General features: G+C 59.9%; 21 protein-coding genes. 9 read left to right on the forward strand and 12 right to left on the reverse strand.

What is annotated here, in order from left to right; translation table 11 throughout:
• Positions 1-110 precede the first annotated feature (110 nt).
• Positions 111-692, forward strand: a complete 582-nt coding sequence (locus tag LVY71_RS07770; protein WP_235099224.1) for a TetR/AcrR family transcriptional regulator — start codon at positions 111-113, stop codon at positions 690-692.
• A 24-nt stretch (positions 693-716) separates the two neighbouring features.
• Here the strand turns inward: LVY71_RS07770 and LVY71_RS07775 are convergent, their stop codons facing one another.
• From LVY71_RS07775 to LVY71_RS07790, 4 genes are read right to left on the reverse strand one after another with little or no spacing between them, the layout of a single operon-like run.
• A complete protein-coding gene (locus LVY71_RS07775; protein WP_235099225.1) occupies positions 717-1478 on the reverse strand; it encodes a lipoyl protein ligase domain-containing protein in 762 nt (253 codons plus the stop codon).
• Positions 1471-1713 (reverse strand): biotin/lipoyl-containing protein, encoded by a 243-nt coding sequence (locus LVY71_RS07780; RefSeq protein WP_235099226.1) that lies wholly within the window; start codon positions 1711-1713, stop codon positions 1471-1473. The genes LVY71_RS07775 and LVY71_RS07780 overlap by 8 nt, the downstream gene beginning before the upstream one ends.
• Before the next feature lies 1 nt (position 1714).
• Positions 1715-2737 carry an alpha-ketoacid dehydrogenase subunit beta gene (locus LVY71_RS07785; protein ID WP_235099227.1) on the reverse strand — a complete coding sequence of 341 codons (1023 nt, stop codon included), beginning with the start codon at positions 2735-2737 and terminating at the stop codon, positions 1715-1717.
• Positions 2738-2765: 28 nt separating this feature from the next.
• Positions 2766-3749, reverse strand: coding sequence for a thiamine pyrophosphate-dependent dehydrogenase E1 component subunit alpha (locus LVY71_RS07790; protein WP_235099228.1), 984 nt, complete (start codon positions 3747-3749; stop codon positions 2766-2768).
• A gap of 294 nt (positions 3750-4043) precedes the next feature.
• On the opposite strand from LVY71_RS07790, the gene LVY71_RS07795 reads away from it, so the two are divergent.
• The gene (locus LVY71_RS07795; RefSeq protein WP_235099229.1) at positions 4044-4877 is read left to right on the forward strand and encodes a universal stress protein; all 834 of its coding nucleotides are present in this window, start codon (positions 4044-4046) and stop codon (positions 4875-4877) included.
• 108 nt (positions 4878-4985) lie between these two features.
• On the opposite strand, the gene LVY71_RS07800 is transcribed toward LVY71_RS07795, so the two are convergent.
• Positions 4986-5975, reverse strand: a complete 990-nt coding sequence (locus LVY71_RS07800) for a zinc-dependent alcohol dehydrogenase family protein (RefSeq protein WP_235099230.1) — start codon at positions 5973-5975, stop codon at positions 4986-4988.
• Between the two features lie 100 nt (positions 5976-6075).
• Positions 6076-6474, reverse strand: coding sequence for a translational machinery protein (locus LVY71_RS07805; RefSeq protein WP_235099231.1), 399 nt, complete (start codon positions 6472-6474; stop codon positions 6076-6078).
• 151 nt (positions 6475-6625) lie between these two features.
• On the opposite strand from LVY71_RS07805, the gene LVY71_RS07810 reads away from it, so the two are divergent.
• The 6 genes from LVY71_RS07810 to LVY71_RS07835 all read left to right on the forward strand — a co-directional run bounded on the left by LVY71_RS07810 (position 6626) and on the right by LVY71_RS07835 (position 12019).
• The gene (locus tag LVY71_RS07810) at positions 6626-7762 is read left to right on the forward strand and encodes an ABC transporter permease (RefSeq protein ID WP_235099232.1); all 1137 of its coding nucleotides are present in this window, start codon (positions 6626-6628) and stop codon (positions 7760-7762) included.
• A gap of 2 nt (positions 7763-7764) precedes the next feature.
• Positions 7765-8544, forward strand: a complete 780-nt coding sequence (locus LVY71_RS07815) for an ABC transporter ATP-binding protein (protein WP_235099233.1) — start codon at positions 7765-7767, stop codon at positions 8542-8544.
• 8 nt (positions 8545-8552) lie between these two features.
• Positions 8553-9665, forward strand: coding sequence for an ABC-type transport auxiliary lipoprotein family protein (locus LVY71_RS07820; RefSeq protein WP_235099234.1), 1113 nt, complete (start codon positions 8553-8555; stop codon positions 9663-9665).
• 156 nt (positions 9666-9821) lie between these two features.
• Complete coding sequence (locus LVY71_RS07825) at positions 9822-10949, forward strand: alkene reductase (RefSeq protein ID WP_235099235.1); 1128 nt, start codon at positions 9822-9824, stop codon at positions 10947-10949.
• Between the two features lie 149 nt (positions 10950-11098).
• Positions 11099-11419 (forward strand): fibrobacter succinogenes major paralogous domain-containing protein, encoded by a 321-nt coding sequence (locus LVY71_RS07830; RefSeq protein WP_235099236.1) that lies wholly within the window; start codon positions 11099-11101, stop codon positions 11417-11419.
• Positions 11420-11719: 300 nt separating this feature from the next.
• A complete protein-coding gene (locus LVY71_RS07835; protein WP_235099237.1) occupies positions 11720-12019 on the forward strand; it encodes an HU family DNA-binding protein in 300 nt (99 codons plus the stop codon).
• A 327-nt stretch (positions 12020-12346) separates the two neighbouring features.
• On the opposite strand, the gene LVY71_RS07840 is transcribed toward LVY71_RS07835, so the two are convergent.
• On the reverse strand, positions 12347-14683 hold the full coding sequence (locus LVY71_RS07840) for a Tex family protein (RefSeq protein ID WP_235099238.1): 2337 nt from the start codon (positions 14681-14683) through the stop codon (positions 12347-12349).
• Between the two features lie 239 nt (positions 14684-14922).
• Between LVY71_RS07840 and LVY71_RS07845 the strand changes: the two genes are divergently transcribed.
• Entirely contained in the window at positions 14923-16176 is a 1254-nt protein-coding gene (locus tag LVY71_RS07845; RefSeq protein ID WP_235099239.1) for an Hsp70 family protein, read from the forward strand.
• A 48-nt stretch (positions 16177-16224) separates the two neighbouring features.
• On the opposite strand, the gene LVY71_RS07850 is transcribed toward LVY71_RS07845, so the two are convergent.
• Genes LVY71_RS07850 through LVY71_RS07870 form a run of 5 tightly spaced genes read right to left on the reverse strand, consistent with a single transcriptional unit; the run spans position 16225 to position 20757 of the window.
• Entirely contained in the window at positions 16225-16929 is a 705-nt protein-coding gene (locus LVY71_RS07850; protein ID WP_235100049.1) for an ABC transporter ATP-binding protein, read from the reverse strand.
• A gap of 11 nt (positions 16930-16940) precedes the next feature.
• Positions 16941-17678 (reverse strand): ABC transporter ATP-binding protein, encoded by a 738-nt coding sequence (locus LVY71_RS07855; protein ID WP_235099240.1) that lies wholly within the window; start codon positions 17676-17678, stop codon positions 16941-16943.
• Complete coding sequence (locus LVY71_RS07860; RefSeq protein WP_235099241.1) at positions 17675-18646, reverse strand: branched-chain amino acid ABC transporter permease; 972 nt, start codon at positions 18644-18646, stop codon at positions 17675-17677. The genes LVY71_RS07855 and LVY71_RS07860 overlap by 4 nt, the downstream gene beginning before the upstream one ends.
• The gene (locus LVY71_RS07865; protein ID WP_235099242.1) at positions 18643-19503 is read right to left on the reverse strand and encodes a branched-chain amino acid ABC transporter permease; all 861 of its coding nucleotides are present in this window, start codon (positions 19501-19503) and stop codon (positions 18643-18645) included. Before LVY71_RS07865 ends, LVY71_RS07860 begins: the two co-directional genes overlap by 4 nt.
• Positions 19504-19521: 18 nt before the next feature.
• The gene (locus LVY71_RS07870; RefSeq protein WP_235099243.1) at positions 19522-20757 is read right to left on the reverse strand and encodes an ABC transporter substrate-binding protein; all 1236 of its coding nucleotides are present in this window, start codon (positions 20755-20757) and stop codon (positions 19522-19524) included.
• Between the last annotated feature and the right edge of the window lie 16 nt (positions 20758-20773).

Raw genomic sequence — 20773 nt, forward strand, 5'->3', positions numbered from 1 at the left:
GAATAAGATGGCAAAGAGTGGTCGGATAAGAAGTACGAGTCGATGAAGGTCAGCGAATGGTGGTCGAGAAGAAATTACGAAAAAGAAACGACCCTGCGACCAGTACCGCGTTGATAAAGGATGCGGCGATCCGGCTTTTTGCCGCAAGCGGCTATGCGAATACCAGCCTCGAAGAGATCGCCGACGCGGCAAAATTTACCAAGGGCGCGATCTATCATTATTTCAAAAGCAAGGAACAGTTGCTGCTTGAAATCCTTGCCGATATCGAGAAGCGCTCGATCACCAAGACGGCCGAAGCCGTCGCTCTTTGCGAAGGGTCGGCTATCGACAGGTTTGAGCGTTTCAATTCCACTCAGTCGCGTTGGGCGGCGACCTATCCTGACGATCTCGCGATCCTGATGCTGACGTCGATCGAGTCGGCGAACAAGAAGGGGAAGGTCAGCAAGCGCGTCTCCAAGATTTACGAGAATGTCAGGAAGGCGCTGGATGCCATTCTGGACCGCGCGAAAGCCGATGGAGAGATCGACAAATCGGTTTCGACTGAAAAGTTTGTTTTGACGATCATGGCAATCCACGACGGCAACATGCTGCTGTGGTATCGCAGCGGACTGGAACCGGAAGTCGGCCGCATCCTGACCGCGGCCGCGACCCAGATGATCCTGTATCGGTACAATGAACTGCGGCTTCACTGAAACGCGACGAGCAGAGGCGGGGCTTTATGATTGCGCTTCACTCCAGATAGCCTCGATCCGTTTGCGAACATCGTCCGTCAGAGACTTTCCGGAGAGAGAAGGCTGCTGAAGGGCGGAACGCACATCGCCGATCGCGCAAACGCTGCATTGCGCCTGTCCGCCTGCTGATTGGTAAAACAGGTTGACAATGTGGGCGAGTTGCTCGCGGTCGTGATCGACGACCAGGGTAGCGGCTGTTGTCGCAGTGGCGTGGCCGTTGCATCGGCGCCAGTGCTGCGAGAGGCCTGCAATTTTTCGGCCGTTGACGGAAATATCATAGCGGCCGGGACAGAATGCATTCGGATTCTCGCCGATTTCGGCCTCAAGCCCATATGATTTAAGAACAGTGCTGATGAAGCCGGCTAATTCCATGTAGGCGGTTTCAATAGTGACTTTGGGGACGACAATGCGGGCCAGCGCAATCTGCAGCGTGCCTCTGGAAACCGGGCAGGCGGTGCCGCCGCTGCGGCGGATCAGGACCGGCCATCCTTCATCGCGCAGACGGTCCACCGTTTGGGAAAAATCCGGCAGATGGCTGTCGCGGCGGCCGACGATGAGCGCCTGGGGCGCGCGCCAGACAAGAAGATGACGCTCGCTCGCGGCGTCGAGCCGGTTGGCCAGTTGTTGCTGGTACAGCAGCCCGAATTCCGCAGTCACGACATCGGCGAAGGATATGCCGGGCGTCGCAGCACGGTTTGCGGTGGTTGCCCCGTTCGCGATCCGCGCTGCGCTGACGGTCTCAGGCACTGTCGATATGTCCGATGACGGCACCCGGCTTGACGACGCCATCTTTCGGCACGGAGATGTGCAGGCGGCCTGCGCTGGGTGCTGTGATATCGAAGGTCGACTTCTCGACCATGATCTCGGCCACGGTTGCGCCCTCGGCAACAGAGCCGCCCTCCGTGAAGAACCAGTTGGCGACAATGCCCTCCGGCGTCTTCCCGACGTCCCAAAGATCTTTCGGAATAGCGATGTCGGCCATGTCAGGCAGCCTTCTTGCCCAGTGTCGCGCGGACGGCGGCGGCGATATCGACGGCATCCGGCAGAATGTATTGTTCCATCGGACGGCTATAGGGGATGGGAACATCGGGCACGGCCAGCCGGCGCGGTGGGCTTTTCAGATAGGCCGGATTTTCCTCGACCACCGACGCAATGATTTCGGAGGTCAGACCATAGCTCTTGTAGTCCTCATCGACCACAATAAGCCGGCCGGTCTTCTTGACGGACTGGATCACGGTCTTGCGGTCGAGCGGCACGAGGGTGCGCAGGTCGATGACCTCGGCGTCGACCCCTTCTTTCTCAAGCGCCTTTGCTGCTTCCATGGCGTGATGCACCATCATGCTGATGGCGACGATGGTGACATCCTTGCCGGGCCGCACGATCTTGGCTTGGCCGAATGGCAGGACGTAACTTTCTTCGGGCAACTCAGTGGCGGCCCCCTCGGGAGATGCCATCCAGGCGAGGCCCTGCAGACCCTTGTGGAACATGAACATCACCGGCCCGTCGTCGCGGATCGCGGTCGTCATTAATCCCTTGGCGTCGTAGGCATTCGACGGCGCAACCACCTTGAGGCCTGGCAGGTGGGCGAAGGTCGCATGCAACGTCTGCGAATGTTGGCCGGCGTCGCTGTAGCCGCCCCCTGTCCCCGTCATGATGACCATCGGCACCTTGCAGTTGCCGCCCGAGAAATAGACGTTTTTCGCTGCGAGGTTGTAGATTGCATCCATACAGACGCCGAAGAAGTCGACGAACATCAGTTCGACGATGGGCCGCATGCCCGCCATGGCGGCACCGACACCTGCGCCGATAAAGGCAGTTTCGGAGATCGGCGTGTCGCGTACGCGGCTTTCGCCGAATTCACCGAGAAGGCCGCTGGTCGCGCCGAAGATGCCGCCATAGGCGCCGACGTCCTCGCCCATGACGAAGACGTTGGGATCGGCCCGCATTTCCTGGGCGATCGCCTCGGACATCGCCCGTGAGACGGTCATTATGCGATTGCTTGACATGATATTCTCCCGAAATTCTGTGAACCGGTCAGGCGAAAACGTGGGCGAGAGCTTCTTCGGGCGCCGGGTAGGCGGCTGCGCGGGCGAAAGCGAAGGCTTCATCCACTTCCGCCTTGGCGCGAGCGAGTGCGGCATCCGCTTCCGCGGCAGTCGCCACTTTGGTTTCAATCATGGTCTTGCGAAAACGGGCGATCGGATCCTTGGCCTTGAGGGCCGCGACTTCGCCCTTGGGCCGATAGGTTTCCGGGTCGCCCTGAAAATGGCCGTAATAGCGATACGTTTCGACCTCGATCAGGGTTGGCCCACCGCCAGTTCGTGCGCGGGCCACGGCTTCGCCGGCGACGTCAAACAGCTTGAGCGTATCGTTGTCCGCGATATGGAAGCCGGGCATCGCATAGCCCGCAGCGCGAAGACTGTTGTCCTTGATCGCTGTGGATTTCGCCTTTGGGACCGAGATGCCCCAGGAGTTGTCTTCGATGACGAAGATCACTGGCAGCTTCCAAAGGCTGGCGAGATTGAGCGCCTCATGGAAGCCGCCTTGGTTGGCGGCGCCGTCGCCGACATAGGAGACAGCCACTGCATCGGTGCCGCGCAGCTTCGCGGCCAGCGCCGCGCCGACGGCGGGCCCGGCACCTTGGGCGATGATGCCGCTGCACGCGAAATTCACGGCGGGATCGAGCAGATGCATATGGCCGCCGCGCCCGCCCGCAAGGCCTGTTTTCTTGCCGAAGATCTCGGCCGTCATCTTCTTGAGATCGACCCCCTTGGCAATGGCGGCATGATGCGGCCGATGAGTCGCTGTGACGGTATCGTCGGCACGCAGATGGACACACACGCCTGCCGCACACGGTTCTTGGCCAGCCGCGAGATGCATTTCGCCCGGCAGCGGACCTGCGCCGATGTCGAACTTTGGCTGCTTTCCCTCCATATAGGCGACTGCGATGGTATCTTCATAATAGCGCGCCTTCTCCATCGTCTCATACATCCACAGAAACTGCGATTTGCTGGGCATCGAAACCTCCGTCTGGCGGGTTTTGATTGTTCTTCGGTGGGAAGGTGACAGGCACGACGGGCTGCGTGATTGATCCTGCTCAATTGCGCAGTGCGATACCGTCGTGCGGCGCGGCATCCGCCGAAATGTCATCGATCTCTTGCATGTGCTGTAGATGAAAGGACCAGCCCCACGTGTTTGAGTGACCCGATGTCGCGTCCGAGGTTGGAAGGGACGGGGCCTTGATGTGTATCAATCGGTCCAAGAAACCTGCGTGGCACCTTTAACTACGGCATTCACGCTTTGGAGCAGATTATGATCAAGGACATCATCCTCAATCTCGAACGGGACAAATCTGGCGATGGCGCCAGAGATTACGCCATTTCCATCGCCGAGACGTTCGAGGCGCATCTGGCAGGAGTCGCCTTCGCCGATGGTGCGGGCATTCCGCCATATATGATGCCGGATTTTCCGTCCGATATGCTCGCCAGCATTGTGGCGGAAAGTGAAGCCGCAACGCGCGCCGCTGTCGAACGTTTCGAGGTGGCAGCCAAGCGCAGCGCTATTTCTGTTGAGCATCGGCTGGTGACCCAGAGCGATCTGGGCCCGCCGGATGCGTTTTCATCGATGGCGCGACGATTCGATTTGAGCGTGGTGATGCAGTCCGACGAGGACAAGGGCGTGAATAACGATGTCTTGATCGAGGCCGCGTTGTTCAATTCCGGCCGTCCCGTCGTGATCGTCCCCTATATTCAGAAGAGCGGATTGAAACTCGACCGGATCGTATGCTGCTGGGACGGAAGCCGCGCGGCGGCGCGCGCCGTCAACGACGCGCTGCCGTTCCTGAAAAGGGCGCGCGTCGTTGAGTTGTTCATCGTCGCCAACGAGAAGACCAGGGACAAGCGGGAAATTCTCGGTGTCGAAATCGGCGGTCATCTCGCACGACATGGCATCAAGGTCGAAGTCGAAAGCGTTCCGGCCTCCGATATCGACGTGGCGGATGCCATTCTGTCACATGTATCGGATTGTTCGGCGAATATGATCGTGATGGGGGGCTACGGGCATTCCCGCCTGCGCGAATTTGTGCTGGGCGGGGTCACGCGCGGAATCCTGTCGACAATGACGGTTCCGGTTCTCATGTCGCATTAGATCGGGCTTGAGAGCCGCGGACTGTCATCAAGGAGAGCAAAAGCAACAACGAAACCATGCGGGCTTTGACGGCCCGCATGGTATTCTGTGACGAGCGAGGACAGCTTCTTAACTCTCCGGAACGAGCACCGCGGCTCCTTGGAAACGTCCGGCTCTGAGATCGGCAAGGGCCTCATTTGCGCGCGTCAGCGGGTAGACCGTCGTTGTCGTTTTCACGTTTGCTTTCGGCGCGATGCCGAGAAATTCCGTTGCATCCTGGCGCGTGAGATTGGCGACCGAAGCGATCTGACGTTCTTCCCAGAGGATACTGTAGGGGAACTGCGGAATGTCGCTCATGTGAATGCCGCCACAGACGACCCGGCCGCCTTTGCGCACCGCGCGTAGCGCCGTCGGCACGAGTGCTCCGACAGGTGCGAAGATGATTGCGGCATCAAGTAATTCCGGTGGTATTTCGTCTGAACTGCCTGCCCAGGAGGCGCCTAGGGAACGTGCGAGATTCTGCGCCGCTTCATCTCCGACCCGTGTGAAGGCGTAGATCTCGCGGCCCTGCCAGCGGCAGACCTGAGCCAGGATATGAGCCGCAGCACCGAATCCGTAGAGGCCGATTCTGCGGCCGTCGCCAGCGATGCGGAGCGAGCGCCAGCCGATCAGGCCTGCGCACATCAGCGGGGCGGCCGAGACCGGATCATCGAAGCCTTGCAGCGGAAAAGCAAACGCGGCATCCGCAACCACATGGGTCGCGAATCCGCCATCACGCGTGTAGCCAGTGAAGCGAGGATGGTCGCAGAGATTTTCCTGGTTGGCCTCGCAATAGGGGCAGGTTCCGCAGGTATGGCCGAGCCACGGAATACCTACACGTGTGCCGATGGCTGGTGCGGAAACGCCACCACCCAGCATATCGACGATGCCGATGATTTCATGACCAGGGATGATTGGCAGTTTCGGATCGGGAAGATCGCCATCGACGACATGCAAGTCGGTCCGGCAAACCGCGCAGGCTTCGACGCGCACACGAATTTCGCCGGAGGCGGGCAGGGGATCGGGCCGTTCCACAAGCACCAGCGGCTGCCCGATCGTATGGAGGACCATCGCCCGCATCATCGTCTCCCGCGCAGATTCACCAATTAGGTCTAACCGGAAACGCCGGGAGTGAAGCGCGCGCCGCTGAATTTGTCATTCGATTTGGGACCGGCGGGAGTTACCGCGATGTCGCGCGGGGTGCCTCACCGAACCGGAAATGTCGCTTGGCATAGGCGACGATTTCGCCGTCGGTGGGGTGGTCGGCCGGTTCGACCGCGATGACTCGGTCGGAGGACGCGGGAGCATGCTCGCGCAGGTAGGTGTGAAGCACCGTCTTTTCGCTGGCCGGCCCCAAAATCAGGATCTGCTCCGCACCTTGAATCGCCTCTGCAATGTGCTTGAGAAAATCCTGATCTTCGGCGACGTGACCGGATCCGATCGTATTAGCTTTGTGATGAATATGTTGCGTCGGCAGATGCGATTTCAGGACGACCTGGTCGGTACCAGTCAATCCGACATGGAAAATACGGGCCTGTAGATGATCAATCCACACGACCACGTGACTGCGTTCTTGCATTGGACTTCCTCTGTCAACGATGGGGCTGATGAGCCCTGTTACAAAAAAAACCATAGGACAGCCGATCTCGTGGTTTGTTGAGGCAGGTCAAGAGGGAGCAGGCCGGGTGGCCTAGAAATGTAAAAATCGTAGCCGCCGATGGATATAGCCCTTGACCTCAGATCCCGTCCTGAACGTTGTAAATGGCGATGGTGTTCTTGAACTGCGTCCCGGTGGATCATGGACGGCCGCTTATGCCGCTGCCATTGAAGACCTGTATGACCGCCTCGTGCCGCAGTTGCGCGGAGCGAACGCATTGAAGATCGATATGTCCGGCGTCGGGGAGCTCGATACCCTCGGCGCGTGGCTAATCGAAAAGATGTCGCGTCGGACGCCCCAATCCGGCAGCGCGGAAAATGTGATTGGTGTATCGGACCGCTACGCGGACCTGATCGCAGAAGTGCGGCAGGTAAATCGCCATAAGCCAGCGAGAACGAAGCCTGACACCCCCGTTCTTGCCCAGTTGGAGCAGGTCGGACGGTCCGCTGCGAATGTGACGGATAATGTTGCCATTTTTCTTCAGATGCTGGGGGCGCTGGGGGCTGCCCTTCTGGGGGTCTTGCGCCGGCCACGTTCGCTCCGGCTGACGTCACTCGCTTATCAGATCTATCGTGTCGGCTGGCAGGCGATTCCGATCATCCTGCTGATCACATTTCTCATCGGCGCGATCATTGCCCAACAAGGTATCTTCCATTTCCGCAAATTCGGCGCGGATTCCTATGTCGTGGATATGGTGGGCATTCTGGTGCTCCGCGAACTTGGCGTTTTGATTGTCGCCATCATGGTCGCGGGCCGTTCCGGAAGCGCCTATACCGCTGAGCTTGGTTCGATGAAGATGCGCGAGGAGATCGATGCCCTGTCCACCATGGGTCTCGATCCGATCGAGGTGCTGATCCTGCCGCGCATCCTGGCGCTGATCTGTGCGCTGCCGATCCTCTCGTTTGTCGGCTCGATGGCGGCGCTGTACGGTGGCGGTCTTGTGGCATGGCTCTATGGCGGGATGAGCCCGGCCATCTTCATCGCGCGGCTGCACGAAGCTGTGTCGGTCACGAGCTTCCAGGTCGGGATGATCAAGGCCCCATTCATGGCGCTGGCCATCGGTATCGTCGCTTGCAGCGAAGGTCTGAGAGTGAAGGGAAGCGCCGAATCCCTCGGTCGCCAAACGACCACTTCGGTCGTCAAGTCGATCTTCCTCGTCATCGTGCTCGACGGCGTGTTCGCCGTGTTCTTCGCCTCGATCGGAATGTGACGATGGGGGAAACGGCGGATCAATTCGCGATTCGAGTCAGCGATCTCGTCGTCGGCTTCGGCCGACAAACAGTCCTTGATCATTTGTCCCTGGATGTGCGCAGGGGCGAGATTATCGGTCTTGTCGGCGCGTCGGGCGGTGGCAAGTCGGTCCTGATGCGGACGATCATCGGACTGATACCGAAACGAAGCGGCCGCATCGAGGTGATGGGTGTCGAGATCGGGCAAGCCCACGACCACAACACCCAGACGGCAGCGGGCAGGTGGGGCATTCTCTTTCAGCAGGGTGCGCTGTTCTCTTCGCTGACCGTGCGCCAGAATGTCCAGTTTCCGCTGCGTGAGAGCCTCGTGTTGTCCCAGGAACTGATGGACGAGGTGGCGAACGCGAAACTGGAGATGGTGGGTCTCTCGGCAGAAGACGGCGACAAGTTTCCATCGCAGCTTTCCGGCGGCATGACCAAGCGCGTCGCACTGGCGCGAGCGCTTGCACTCGATCCTGCGATTGTATTTCTCGACGAGCCGACATCGGGACTGGATCCGATCGCCGCCGGCGATTTCGATTCCCTGATCAAGACGCTTCAGAAGACGCTTGGGCTGACGGTTTTCATGGTCACTCACGATCTCGCCAGTTTGAACACCGTCTGTGATCGCGTCGCGGCGCTCGCCGACGGCAAGATCGTCGCGCTCGGGCCGATGAGCGAACTTCTTCGTTCCCAGCATCCGTGGGTCAGGGCCTATTTTCATGGGAAGCGATCCCAGATGCTGCAACCAAAAGCGAGTTAGGTCAAAACATGGAAACCCGTGCTCCGTTTGTCATCGTCGGCGCCTTTATTCTGGCGGCCATAGGCACCGTTTTTGGATTCGTGTACTGGCTTCACAACACCGGCGGAATTGGCGCGCGCACGTCTTATCATTTGCAGTTCAACGGGCCGGTCCCGGGGCTGCTGGTCGGCGCATCGGTTTTGTTCAACGGAATTCGCGTCGGTGAGGTCACCAGCCTCAGTCTTGCTCCTGACAGTCCGCGCCGCGTCAATGCGATGGTTGCCGTATTGCCAGACACCCCGGTGCGCTCGGATACGAAAGTTGGTTTGGATTTTCAGGGGATCACAGGTGTGCCGGTCGTCGCGCTGGAAGGCGGATCGGAACTGACGGCGTCTGGAGCGGTGCCGACGTTGATTGCTGAACCGGGTGCGGGGCAGAGTATGACGCAGGCTGCACGAGATGCGCTGCGCCGGGTCGATGCTGTATTGTCTGAAAACGCGGAGCCTCTTCAAAACACCATCGCCAATCTGAAGACATTTTCCGAAGGGCTGGCGAGAAATACAGGCAAGCTCGACGGTATCGTATCCGGTCTTGAGCGGATGACGGGGGGCGGAGCAGCTAGTGCACCGAAGGTCATTTATGACCTCGACGCGCCGCAGAACCTCGCTTTGTCGAAAAAGCCCATCAAGGGCCAGTTCGTGATTCCGGAGCCCACGGGCGTTCTGATGTTCGATACGCAGCGTGTTCTCTTTGCGCCGCCGGGTGGCGATCACCCCGAATTTGCCACCTTCCAGTGGAGCGACAGTATCCCGAAGCTGATTCAGGCAAAGCTGATTCAGAGCTTCGAGAACTACGATGTGGCGCATGCTCCGCTGCGGGCTGCGGACGGGGTGCCCGCCGATTTTCAGCTGGTGATCGATGTTCGCGGGTTTCAGATTGCATTGGAGCCAGAGCCGTCTGCTCAAATCGGCCTGTCTGCAAAGATTCTGGACAAGAGCGGCCGTGTGATCGCAGCGCGGCTATTCCAGGGCGAGAAGAAACTTGAGGGCCTCAATCCCCAGTCGGCGGCAAGTGCATTCAGCGGCGCCTTCGGCGGGATCGCAGGCGATATTGTCGGTTGGACGGTTGCAGCGCTCCCGTAGCGGTGGGTGCGACATCTGTCCGCGTGGTTTTCCGGCGCGAGGGCTGTCGCCGGGATCACATGACATATCACCCATGACATCGATCGATTATGACACGAGCGGTGATCGTGGCATGGTCCCATCTCGCTTTCCTGAACCATTATTCAGAGGCCGGAGATGAGCCACCTTTCGCTGTTTTCGTCGTTGCAGGTTGGGCCCTATACACTCAGCCATCGTATTGTGATGGCTCCCCTGACGCGAATGCGTTCGGAAAAAACCAGCTTCGCCGCTCGCGCCTTGAACGCAGAATATTATGCTCAGCGAGCAACGCCCGGCGGGCTGATCATTGCCGAGGCGTCTCCTGTCGCGCCGTCGGGGCGCGGGAATCCCGCAACGCCTGGCATCTATTCGAGTGAGCAGATCAAGGGATGGCGGAAAGTCACCGACGCTGTTCATGCGAAGGGAGGAGTGATCTTCCTGCAGCTCTGGCATGTGGGACGTGTCTCGCATTCCTCGTTCCAGCCCGGCGGCGCGTCACCCGTCGCACCGTCTGCGGTGCCGATCCCCGGCAATACGATAACGGCTTCCGGGACGCAGGCGCCTTATGAAACACCACGCGCCCTTGAAACCGACGAGATTGCCGGTGTGATCGAGAGTTTCCGTCAGGGCGCGCGCAACGCGATGGAAGCCGGTTTTGATGGAATTGAGTTGCATGGCGCGAATGGATATCTGATCGAGCAGTTTCTTCAGTCGCGCACCAATCTCCGGACCGATCAATACGGCGGATCGATCGCCAATCGTGCGCGGCTGCTGCTTGAAATCACCGACGCGGTTGCCGGGATATGGGGCGCCGATCGCGTCGCCGTACGCCTTTCGCCATACGGTGTCGCGAACGACAGCGGCGAGCCGGACCCGATGCCTCTTTACAGTCATGTGGTCCGCTCGCTCGATCCGCTGGGTCTTGCTTATTTGCATTTCGTAGAGCCGCGCAGCAGCGGTGCTGGCCGTGCCGAGGTGAACCATACGAATGTTCCATCGGCGATGGAATTGTTCAGACCGATGTGGCGCGGCGTTCTAATGTCTGCGGGCGGCTTCGACGGCAAGTTGGCGGAGGCCGCTGTTTCGGCGGGACATGCGGATGCCATTGCGTTCGGCCGTACCTTTATCGCAAATCCCGACCTGGTTGAGCGCATCCGGTCCGGAGCTCCGCTCAATCCATATAACAGGGCAACGTTCTACGGCGGCGAGGAAGCGGGATATACCGATTATCCTACGCTGACGGAGCGTGAGCGTTGTATCGCCTGAATTATTTTTAGCGCCTGATACGTTGCCGCTTGATCTCTTCGAGGTCTTCTAATCTGACGTGTGTCGGTGCGTATTGAGCATCGTCCACCGCAGGACTAGAAATGCCGGATAACTTCGACGCATATCGGCGAGCGGTAATGGAAAAGCGAATGCTGGAACAGCAGGACATTTTCGGCTTCGACAACCGCCGGACCATCCAGGCTGATCTCGATCGCGTTCTGATGATGGCATTCGGTCGTGCGCTTGATGTTTCAGGTCTGATGCCGATGGCAGTCATGAACCTCATGGCCAATGCCTTCGGCACGCTTTATCGTCAGGTCGCGGACCACCATCAAAATCAGTTATGCCCTTGTGGTTGGCAGCCTGCATCTGCGCAGGACATCGAGTTGCTGAAATCAGCTCTCGAAGCCGCTGCGAGGTGGGAGCCAGCGGACAAGCTGCTGGCGATGCCGGCCTTGGGCCGGGCCTGACAGGCGAGCCTGGCGCCGCGTTTTCCGTATACGAACGGTTGTCGAAAACCCCTGCAAGCAAACTCCCTGGCCGTTGATTCCCGCCGCCGTTTCCATCCCGGTCCATCTCCTGAAACAGCATAAAAAACAGGGGCCGGAGGAGCGCTCCTTCCTAAAACCCCGGGATTTAAGGCCTAAATCGGGGGACAAATGCATTTAGCCTGTGAAAATAGCACTAAAAGTGACTTCCTTTCAGGAAGTAGCTCTTTTCAGGGCTGTAATGAGGGTAATGTGCTCCTGTACGAATCAATGGGAGTTACAATGTCCACGCAAATGACGAAGTCGCAGCTTATCGAGAAGATCGCTGAGACCAATGAAATCGCGAAGAAGGACGTCAAAGGCGTCCTCGAGACACTCGCTGTCATCGGCTATAAGGAACTGAAGAAGACTGGTGTCTTCCTGGTGCCTGGTTTCGCAAAGTTTGTTGTTATCAAGAAGCCGGCGACCAAGGCCCGCAAGGGCACCAATCCCTTCACCGGCGAGCCGATGACGTTCAAGGCCAAGCCAGCCCGCAAGATCGTCCGCGCACGGCCTGTGAAAGCTGCCAAGGACGCCGTCTGAGGATTGGCGCCCGGGGGCTGGCGCCCGGGGGCTTCCGATTCTTTGTCGCGCCCCTATATGTTCCTTGTCGTTAACAACGAAAGGAGGTGGTCCAGTGTCTCATTCCAAGCGCTGTCACCTCGCTGGGATCGCCCGCTAAGCTCAGCAGAGCTTCGGACAGGGCGGTCTTTCCGCCTGGTTCAGCGAGGATAGGGGAAGGGCGTTCCGAGGTCACTCGGAACGCCTTTTTCATTGTTGTCCCGATTGTGAAACACACCGGCGATTGCGACATCACACAGAAAGCCGTGAGTCATCGCGGCTCGCCAGCGAGCGTTGATGTGATCGCACTTATGACTTTTGTTTCTCTGCCGCCCGGCGCAGTGCATCCGCGAGCGCGCCTCCCGCACCTTGTTGGGGCTTAGATGTACTTCTGGCAGCGGAGGGAGAACTGCTTGCGCGGGCATTGTTTCGCGAAGCCCCCGGCGGCGACCGCTCCGCTTTGGCACCCGTCTCGTCATCGAGACGCAACGTGAGGGCGATACGTTTGCGGGGCACGTCAACTTCAAGAACCTTGACCCGAACGATATCGCCGGGCTTCACGACCTCGCGCGGATCCTTGATGAAGGTCTTCGACATGGCGGAAATATGCACCAGGCCATCCTGATGCACGCCGATGTCGACGAATGCTCCGAATGCGGCGACGTTGGTGACCGCGCCTTCCAGCACCATGCCGGGCTTCAAATCCTTCAGCGTCTCGACGCCTTCCTTGAAAATAGCCGCCTTGAAAGCCGGCCGCGGATCGCGCCCCGGCTTTTCCAGTTCGCGCAGAATATCGGTCACCGTCGGAAGGCCAAACGTGTCATCGACGAATGTCTGCGGCTTGACTTGGCGCAGCACGTCCGCATTCCCGATCAGAGTCTTGATGTCGCTTTTGGTCGCCGCGAGGATGCGTCGGACCACGGGATAGGCTTCGGGGTGCACGCCGGAGGCGTCGAGAGGGTCTTCACCATTGGTGATGCGCAGAAAGCCCGCGCACTGCTCGAACGCCTTGGGCCCCAGCCGGGGGACTTCCTTCAGCGCCTTGCGCGATTTGAACGGCCCGTTCGCATCGCGATGCTGCACAATGCTTTGCGCCAGTCCCGAACCTATACCCGATACTCGCGCCAGCAGCGGGGCCGACGCCGTGTTGGCATCGACGCCGACGGCGTTCACGCAGTCTTCGACCACGGCATCGAGCGAGCGCGACAGCTTGGCTTCGCCAAGATCGTGCTGATACTGGCCCACGCCGATCGATTTGGGGTCGATCTTGACCAGTTCGGCCAGAGGGTCCTGCAACCGGCGCGCGATCGACACGGCACCGCGCAGCGTCACGTCGAGTTCAGGCAATTCCTCAGAGGCGAATGCGGAGGCCGAGTACACCGACGCGCCAGCCTCCGATACCACGATCTTCGACATCTTCAGTTCGGGCAGCAGCTTCACCAGTTCGGTTGCCAGCTTGTCGGTCTCACGCGAGGCCGTTCCGTTGCCGATCGAGACGAGTTCAACGCGGTGCTCGCGTGCGAGTTTGCCGAGGATTGCAAGGGCTTCGTCCCAGCGCCGCTGTGGCTCGTGCGGATAGATCGTGGTGGTGGCAACCACCTTGCCGGTGGTGTCAACGACGGCGACCTTGACGCCGGAGCGGAAGCCGGGATCGAGCCCCATGGTGGCGCGTGCGCCGGCGGGAGCTGCGAGCAGCAGGTCGCGCAGGTTGGACGCAAACACCCGAACCGCTTCCTGCTCCGCGGCTGTCCACAGCCTCATCCGCAGATCGATATTGAGATGAACCTGGATCTTGGTGCGCCACGCCCAGCGCGTGGTTTCCGTCAACCAGCGGTCGCCCGGACGCCCGCGCTCGGCGATCCCGAATCGCTGCATGATACGTGCTTCATAAGAGCTCACGGCCGTCGGCGTTGAGGCGGCCGCCTCGGGCTGCATTTGCAGATCGAGGATTTCCTCCTTTTCGCCGCGGAACATCGCGAGCACCCGGTGCGACGGCAGCTTGTGTAGCGGTTCGCTGAAATCAAAATAGTCGCTGAATTTCGCGCCGGTTTCCTTCTTGCCGTCGCGCAGCTTGGAAGTGAGGGAGCCTTCCGACCACATTTTCTCGCGAAGGTTGCCGATCAGGTCGGCGTCTTCGGCGAATCGCTCGACCAGAATCGCGCGCGCGCCATCGAGAGCCGCCACGGCATCGGCGACCTGCTTGTCAGCATTGATGAAGCTTGCTGCAACCGTCTGCGGATCGTTCTCCGGCTGCGTCAGCAGCAGTTCCGCCAGCGGCTCAAGGCCGGCCTCCTTGGCGATCTCGGCCTTGGTACGCCGCTTCGGCTTGAACGGGAGATAAATGTCCTCAAGACGACCTTTGGTGTCCGCGGCCAGAATGGCGGCCTCCAGCGCGGCATCGAGCTTTCCCTGCTCGCGGATCGAATTCAGAATGCTGACCCGGCGTTCCTCGAGTTCACGCAGGTAGGTCAATCGCTCTTCCAGCGTGCGCAACTGCGCATCATCCAGCGCGCCGGTCGCTTCCTTGCGGTATCTCGCGATGAAAGGGACGGTGGCTCCGCCGTCAAGCATTGTTACTGCTGCTTCGACCTGTTGTTCACGAACGCCCAACTCGCTGGCGATCCGCTGAGAAATTGTTTGAGCCACGCAGAATCTTTCCTAGGACAATGCCGCGATCCTGAATTGGGATCGCCGGGAGACGGCTTATGAACCACAGAGCGTTGATTCATCAACCCCGTTGCAAGAGAAAATGGATCTGTGGATGATCTATGCCCTGCTTCGCGCAGGGCTCAACTCACATGGTCGATGTGTCGGTAAATTTATGCAAGATAGTGGTGGATCGATGGCTCCGAAGTGGATAGACGGACCACTTCTCGGGAGCAACAATGTCAGCCTGTGGACTTGATTTCGGCACGTCGAACACGACGCTTGGTACTTCTATGGACGGCGCGCCGGTCCTGACGGAGCTGGAGGTCGGCCATACCACGATTCCGAGCGCGATCTTTTATGAGAGGGACGGTGCGGTTCTGATCGGCCGCAAGGCCATTGAGACTTACGTTGAAGGCGCGCCGGGCCGCCTGATGCGAAGCCTGAAATCGGTTCTTGGCACAACGCTGATCGACGAGACCACAAAGGTCGGCCGCGAACGCGCCAGTTTCCGGGACGTGATCGCCTACTATCTCGGAGTCGTGAAGCGGCGGGCCGAGCGGGCTGTTGGCCATGAGTTGAGATATGTCGTTCACGGCCGGCCGGTGCATTTTGTCGATCAGGCGCCTGAAGCGGATCGCAAGGCAGAGCAGACTTTGCAAGACATTGCACAAGAGATTGGCTTCGACGACGTCACGTTCCAGTTCGAGCCGATTGCTGCGGCGCTGGACTATGAGCGCGGAATTTCCGGAGAACAGATAGCACTGATCGCCGACATCGGTGGCGGCACATCCGACTTTTCCATCGTGCGCCTCAGCCCTGAGCAGCACCGCAAGGCCGACCGCAAGTCCGACATTCTCGCCAATGACGGCGTGCGGATTGGCGGTACCGATTTTGATCGCCAGTTGAGCCTTGGCGTCGTCATGCCGTTGTTTGGATACGGCAGCGAGATGAAGCGCGCGGGATTGCACGCTCCATCAAGTTATTTCCACGATCTCGCAACATGGTCGACGATTAACAGCATGTACGATCCGAAGGTCATGACGCAGGTTCGTCAGGTCCGTTACGAGGCCGCGCAACCTGAATTATTCGACCGCCTCGTTCGCGTGCTCGACGAGCAGCGCGGGCATACGCTGGCGATGGAAGTCGAGGAGGCCAAGATCGCATTGTCGGATCAGCGGCAAGCTGACATTCCGCTTGGATGGATTGAGCCCGGATTGGGCGCGGCTATTGCCCGCTCCGGGCTTGTGACTCACACAAAGCAATTGGCGACCCGCATCGCGGCGCGGATCAAAATGTGTCTTGAACAGGCAGAACTCAATGCGGGGGACATTGATGTCGTGTTTTTGACCGGCGGCTCCGTGCGACTCGCACATGTGCGAAAGGCCATAGTTGCAGCCTTGCCCGCCGCTCAAATCATTGAGGGCGATACGTTCGGTGCTGTCGGCAAGGGACTGACGATCGAAGCCGCGCAACGCTATGGTGCTTATTGACGAGGCCAGTTTGCGCCGGTGTAATCGCCGGATCTTTGCCGGGAGCGTCTACAGGCCCAGATAGGCCGTTCGGACGCGGTCGTTGCTTCTCAGATCCCCGCTGCTCGCCGCGAGCACGATCTCGCCGGATTCCAGCACGTAGCCTCGGGTCGCGACAGAAAGTGCCAGCACGGTGTTTTGCTCCACGAGCAGGATCGCGGTGCCGGTGGCATTGATCTTCTGAAGCGTCTCGTGAAGCTCATCAACGATCTTGGGCGCAAGTCCGTGGCTCGGTTCGTCGAGCAGCAACAGCTTCGGATTCATGATCAGCGCACGCGCCAGCACCAGCATCTGCTGTTCACCCCCGGACAAAGTCCCGGCCAGTTGCGACAGCCGCTCACGAAGCCGCGGGAAAATGCCGAGCATCTGCTCGCGGCGCTCGCCCAGATTCTTCGATGTCCGGATCGAGAAGGCACCCAGCATCAGGTTTTCCTCGATCGTCATGCCCGGAAAAACATGACGTCCTTCCGGGACATGTGCGATGCCAAGGCCCGGAACTTTGTGTGCAGGCAGTCTCGTCAGATCGTGGCCGTCGAAACTGATGCGGCCTGAACGGTTCGGGACCAGGCCGGAAATGGCGCGGAGCAGGGTACTCTTGCCGGCGGTATTGGCGCCGATCACGCAGACGAACTCGCCGCGGGCGACATTGAGGCCGATATGATGCAGGACATTGCCGGCGTCGTAGCCCGCGGACAGATTCTTGATGTCAAGCAGGGGAGTCGCGGTCATGACGTGGCTTCCTCGGCATAGGCTTTACCAAGATAGGCGGCGATGACTTCGGGATGCCCGGCCACTTCGGAAGGTGTGCCTTCCGCGATTACTTTGCCGAAATTGAGCGCGATGATGCGATCGCACAGCGCCATGATCGCGCGCATGTGGTGCTCGATGATGACGATAGTCAGGCCTTCGCTGCGCAAGGTGCGAACGAGGGTCATGAAGGCGTCCATTTCGGCGTGGTTGAGCGCAGCCATGGCCTCGTCGAGCAGCAGCAGCTTCGGCTCGGTACATAGCGCACGGGCCATCTCGACACGGGCGCGCTCGGGGAACGAGAGATCCTTGGCGATCTTGCCGGAAATCGCGGCCATGCCGACGCGGTCAAGGCATGACATCGCCAATGCGCGCGCATGAGGAATGTCGTGTCGCATCAGTCCACCGATTAGGACGTTGTCGAGCACCGTCTCTTCGAGAAACAGCGCGACGTTCTGAAATGTCTTCACCATGCCCGCCGCCGCGATGAGGTGCGGCTTCAGGCCGATAATGTTCTTGCCATCAAAAACGATCTTGCCGGCTGTCGGCCGATGAAGACCAACCAGATTGCTGAAGAGCGTGGTCTTGCCGGCGCCGTTCGGACCGATGACGCCGACGATCTCGCCCTGGTTGATTGTGATAGTCACGTCGGACAGCGCGCGCAGGCCGCCGAACGTCTTGCCCAGACCAGTCACCTGAAGGAGCGGGGCCGTCATGGGGCTGCCCTCCGCGAGAGTTTGGTGATGACGTTGCGTCCGAGCGCAATGAGACCGCGCGGTTCGAGCAGGATAACGGCGATCAGAAGTAGTCCGTAGGCCAGTTGCGACACTCCGGCCGCGCCGCCCGAGAGAAACGTATTGGCAAGTTCTTCCAGCGGAATGATGAACAGGGCGCCGATGATCGGGCCTGCCACGGTACCGATGCCGCCGATAATGGCGATCAGGGCAATACGCACGGAAATGGAAGCCAATCCAAAGACTGTATCCGGATCGAAGAAGAACTGAAACTGCGCATAAAGAGTTCCAAGGCTGGCCGTGATCGCGCCCGAGATGACCGCGGCGATGATCTTGGTGCCTGCGGTGTCAATGCCGATCGCTTCCGCTGCATCTACATTTTCCCGGATGGCGCGCAGCCTGTAGCCGATCTTGCTTGAACTGATCGCCACGAACACCGCTGTGACAGCGACGAGCGCCGCCAGCATGATCCAGAAGTAAGGCCGTGCCACCTTGAACTGGAGCATCCAGAGCGAGTCCGGCCTGAACGGCACCGAGAGTCCGACCGGGCCGCCGGTGACGCTGCTCCACGAATTGCCAATCACCCGCATCACTTCCGCGAACGCCAGCGTGGCCAGCGCGAAATAGTGTCCGCGCAGGCGCATGGTCGGCAGCGCGATTAGAAATGCCATGATGCCGCCGATAACGGCGGCTGCGATCATGCCGAGCCACGGCGAGATGCCGAAATTGATCAGCAGCAGCGTTGACGTATATGCACCGGCGCCGAAGAATGCAGCGTGGCCGAGCGAGGTTTGACGTGCCAGTCCGCCGACGATGTTCCAGGCTTGCGCCAGCGCCGCGAACAGCAGGGCAATGCACAGCACGCGGATGGTATAGCCGCGCGGTTCCAGTAAGAAGGGAACGCAGGCCGCAGCGGCGATCAGCGCGAGCGCAATGAGAAACCGCCTCACTTCACATCTCCGAGCAACCCTTGCGGGCGAACCACCAGCACGGCGATGAAGACAACGAACAACACCAGATTCTGAAGCTGAATGGGAAACGCGAGCGCAGAGAGCGACTGGATGACGCCTACGGCGAGCCCACCGGCCACTGCACCCGCAACGGAGCCAAGGCCGCCGAGCACGACGACCGTAAACATCAGAATCACGAACTGGCCGCCGACGGTGGGCGACGCCGTGAGATAGGGCAGGATCACCGCGCCGCCAAATGCCGTCAGCCCGACCCCAAGCCCGAACGCCACCATGTGCATGCGGCCGGTGTCGATGCCCATCAGCGTCGAGGCCATCGGGTCCTGCGCCGTCGCGCGCATGGCGCGGCCGAACCAGCTTGTGCGCAAGAACAGCCAGAGCGCGAGGCCGCAAACCATCGACATCAGAAACGCGAACAGATACGGCACATTAATGAACAGCGGCCCGAGACTCAGCGATGACGTCTGATAGGATGTGCTGACGGAGCGGAAATTCGATCCGAACATCAGCAGCGCGGCGTTCTCCAGAACAATCAGCAACCCGACCGTGAGAAACACCTGTGAGATTTCCGGCGCGCGCATGATGCGCCGGAACAGCAGCCGCTGAAGAATGCAGCCGAGGCCGAACACCAGGACGAAGGATAGCGGTGCGGCGAGGATCGGATCCAATCCGAGCCAGGCCCACGCGTAATACGCGACGAACATGCCGAGCATCAGAAACTCGGCATGAGCGAAGTTCACGATTCCCATCACGCCGAAAACCAGCGTGAGGCCGATGGAAATCATGGCGTATACGCCACCGATCATCACCCCGTCGATGAGGGCCTGGATAAAGGACATCTGTGCTGGGGCTTTACGTCAGGTTTTCCAGACAGGCTTTGCCTTGGCAAAGGCGTCCGGCCATACCGTCACCAGTTCCTTGCCGCGCCACTGGTTCATGACGGGGACCGAGAGCACGTTCAGGCCGGTTTTGTCGAACTCGACCGCGCCGCCTGTCATGGCCTTGCACCAGCCGCCGGTGAACTTGGTTCCGTGAAGAACCTTGCGCAGCGCGTCGAGGTTAGTGGACTTGGTCATTTCCAGCGCCTGGGCAAGAACATCGACGGTCGCTGCGAATTCGACGGCTTCGTGCACCATGAAGTAGCCGTAACGCTTGCGGAAACGCTCCGTCAACTCCGGCGCGAGATCGTAAGGGGCGGGCGTGATCGAGAACACGTTCTCGGCGAATGGGCCAAGGCCCTTCTCGAAATCCGGAATGATGTAACCGGCCGCGCCGCCGATGGTCGGAATGTCGATTTTCTGCTGGCGCATGCTGCGCACGATCTGCAAGCTGTCGTTCAGGTACGAGACTGGAAACACCGCCTGCGCGTTCGATGCGCGCAGCTTGTTGATCAGCGGCGTGACGTCGGTGATGCCGAGCGGGTAGCCTTCGTCCATGACGATTTCGATGCCGGCCGCCTTGGCGCCGTTGCGCAAGCCTCCGGCCTGCGATGTGCCGTAAGCCGTGTCCTCGAACATGATCGCGACACGCTCGAGCTTCTGGCCCGAGGCCCTGGCAATGTCTATGCAGCCGTCAAGCTGTGCCTTGCCGATGACCGATCCCTTGGCGACGACCTGGAAGATGTTCTCGAAACCGCGGCCGGTGAGTTGATCGGAGAAAGATTGCGTGAACAGCGGGATGCCTGCGCGCTCAGTGACTTCCGACACGGCGAGCGTAAGGGCCGATGCGAAACATCCAAACACGGCAACGACTTCGTTTTGCGACACCAGGCGCTGTGCAACCGTGGCTGCCGTGGTCGGTGTCGATGTCGCGTCGGCGACGATCAGGTTGAACTTGGCTCCGCCCAAGGCCTTGATACCGCCGGCGGCATTGATCTCTTCGACCACAAGCTCGATCGCGTTGCGGGAATTGATGCCGAACTGCGCATTGGCGCCAGACAGCGGCAGGATCGCGCCGATATTGACGGTCTTCGCTTGCGCGCTGGCAAAGCGCGACATGCTGGAAACCATTGCGAGCCCGGCTGTCGACGCCAGAAGTGCCCGACGGGTGAAACCGTTCGAGCCTGTGCGGGCCTTCTTCATATCTGCACTCATGAGACCTCCCTGATCG

Source organism: Bradyrhizobium sp. G127 (genome assembly GCF_021502575.1).
Lineage (GTDB): Bacteria > Pseudomonadota > Alphaproteobacteria > Rhizobiales > Xanthobacteraceae > Afipia.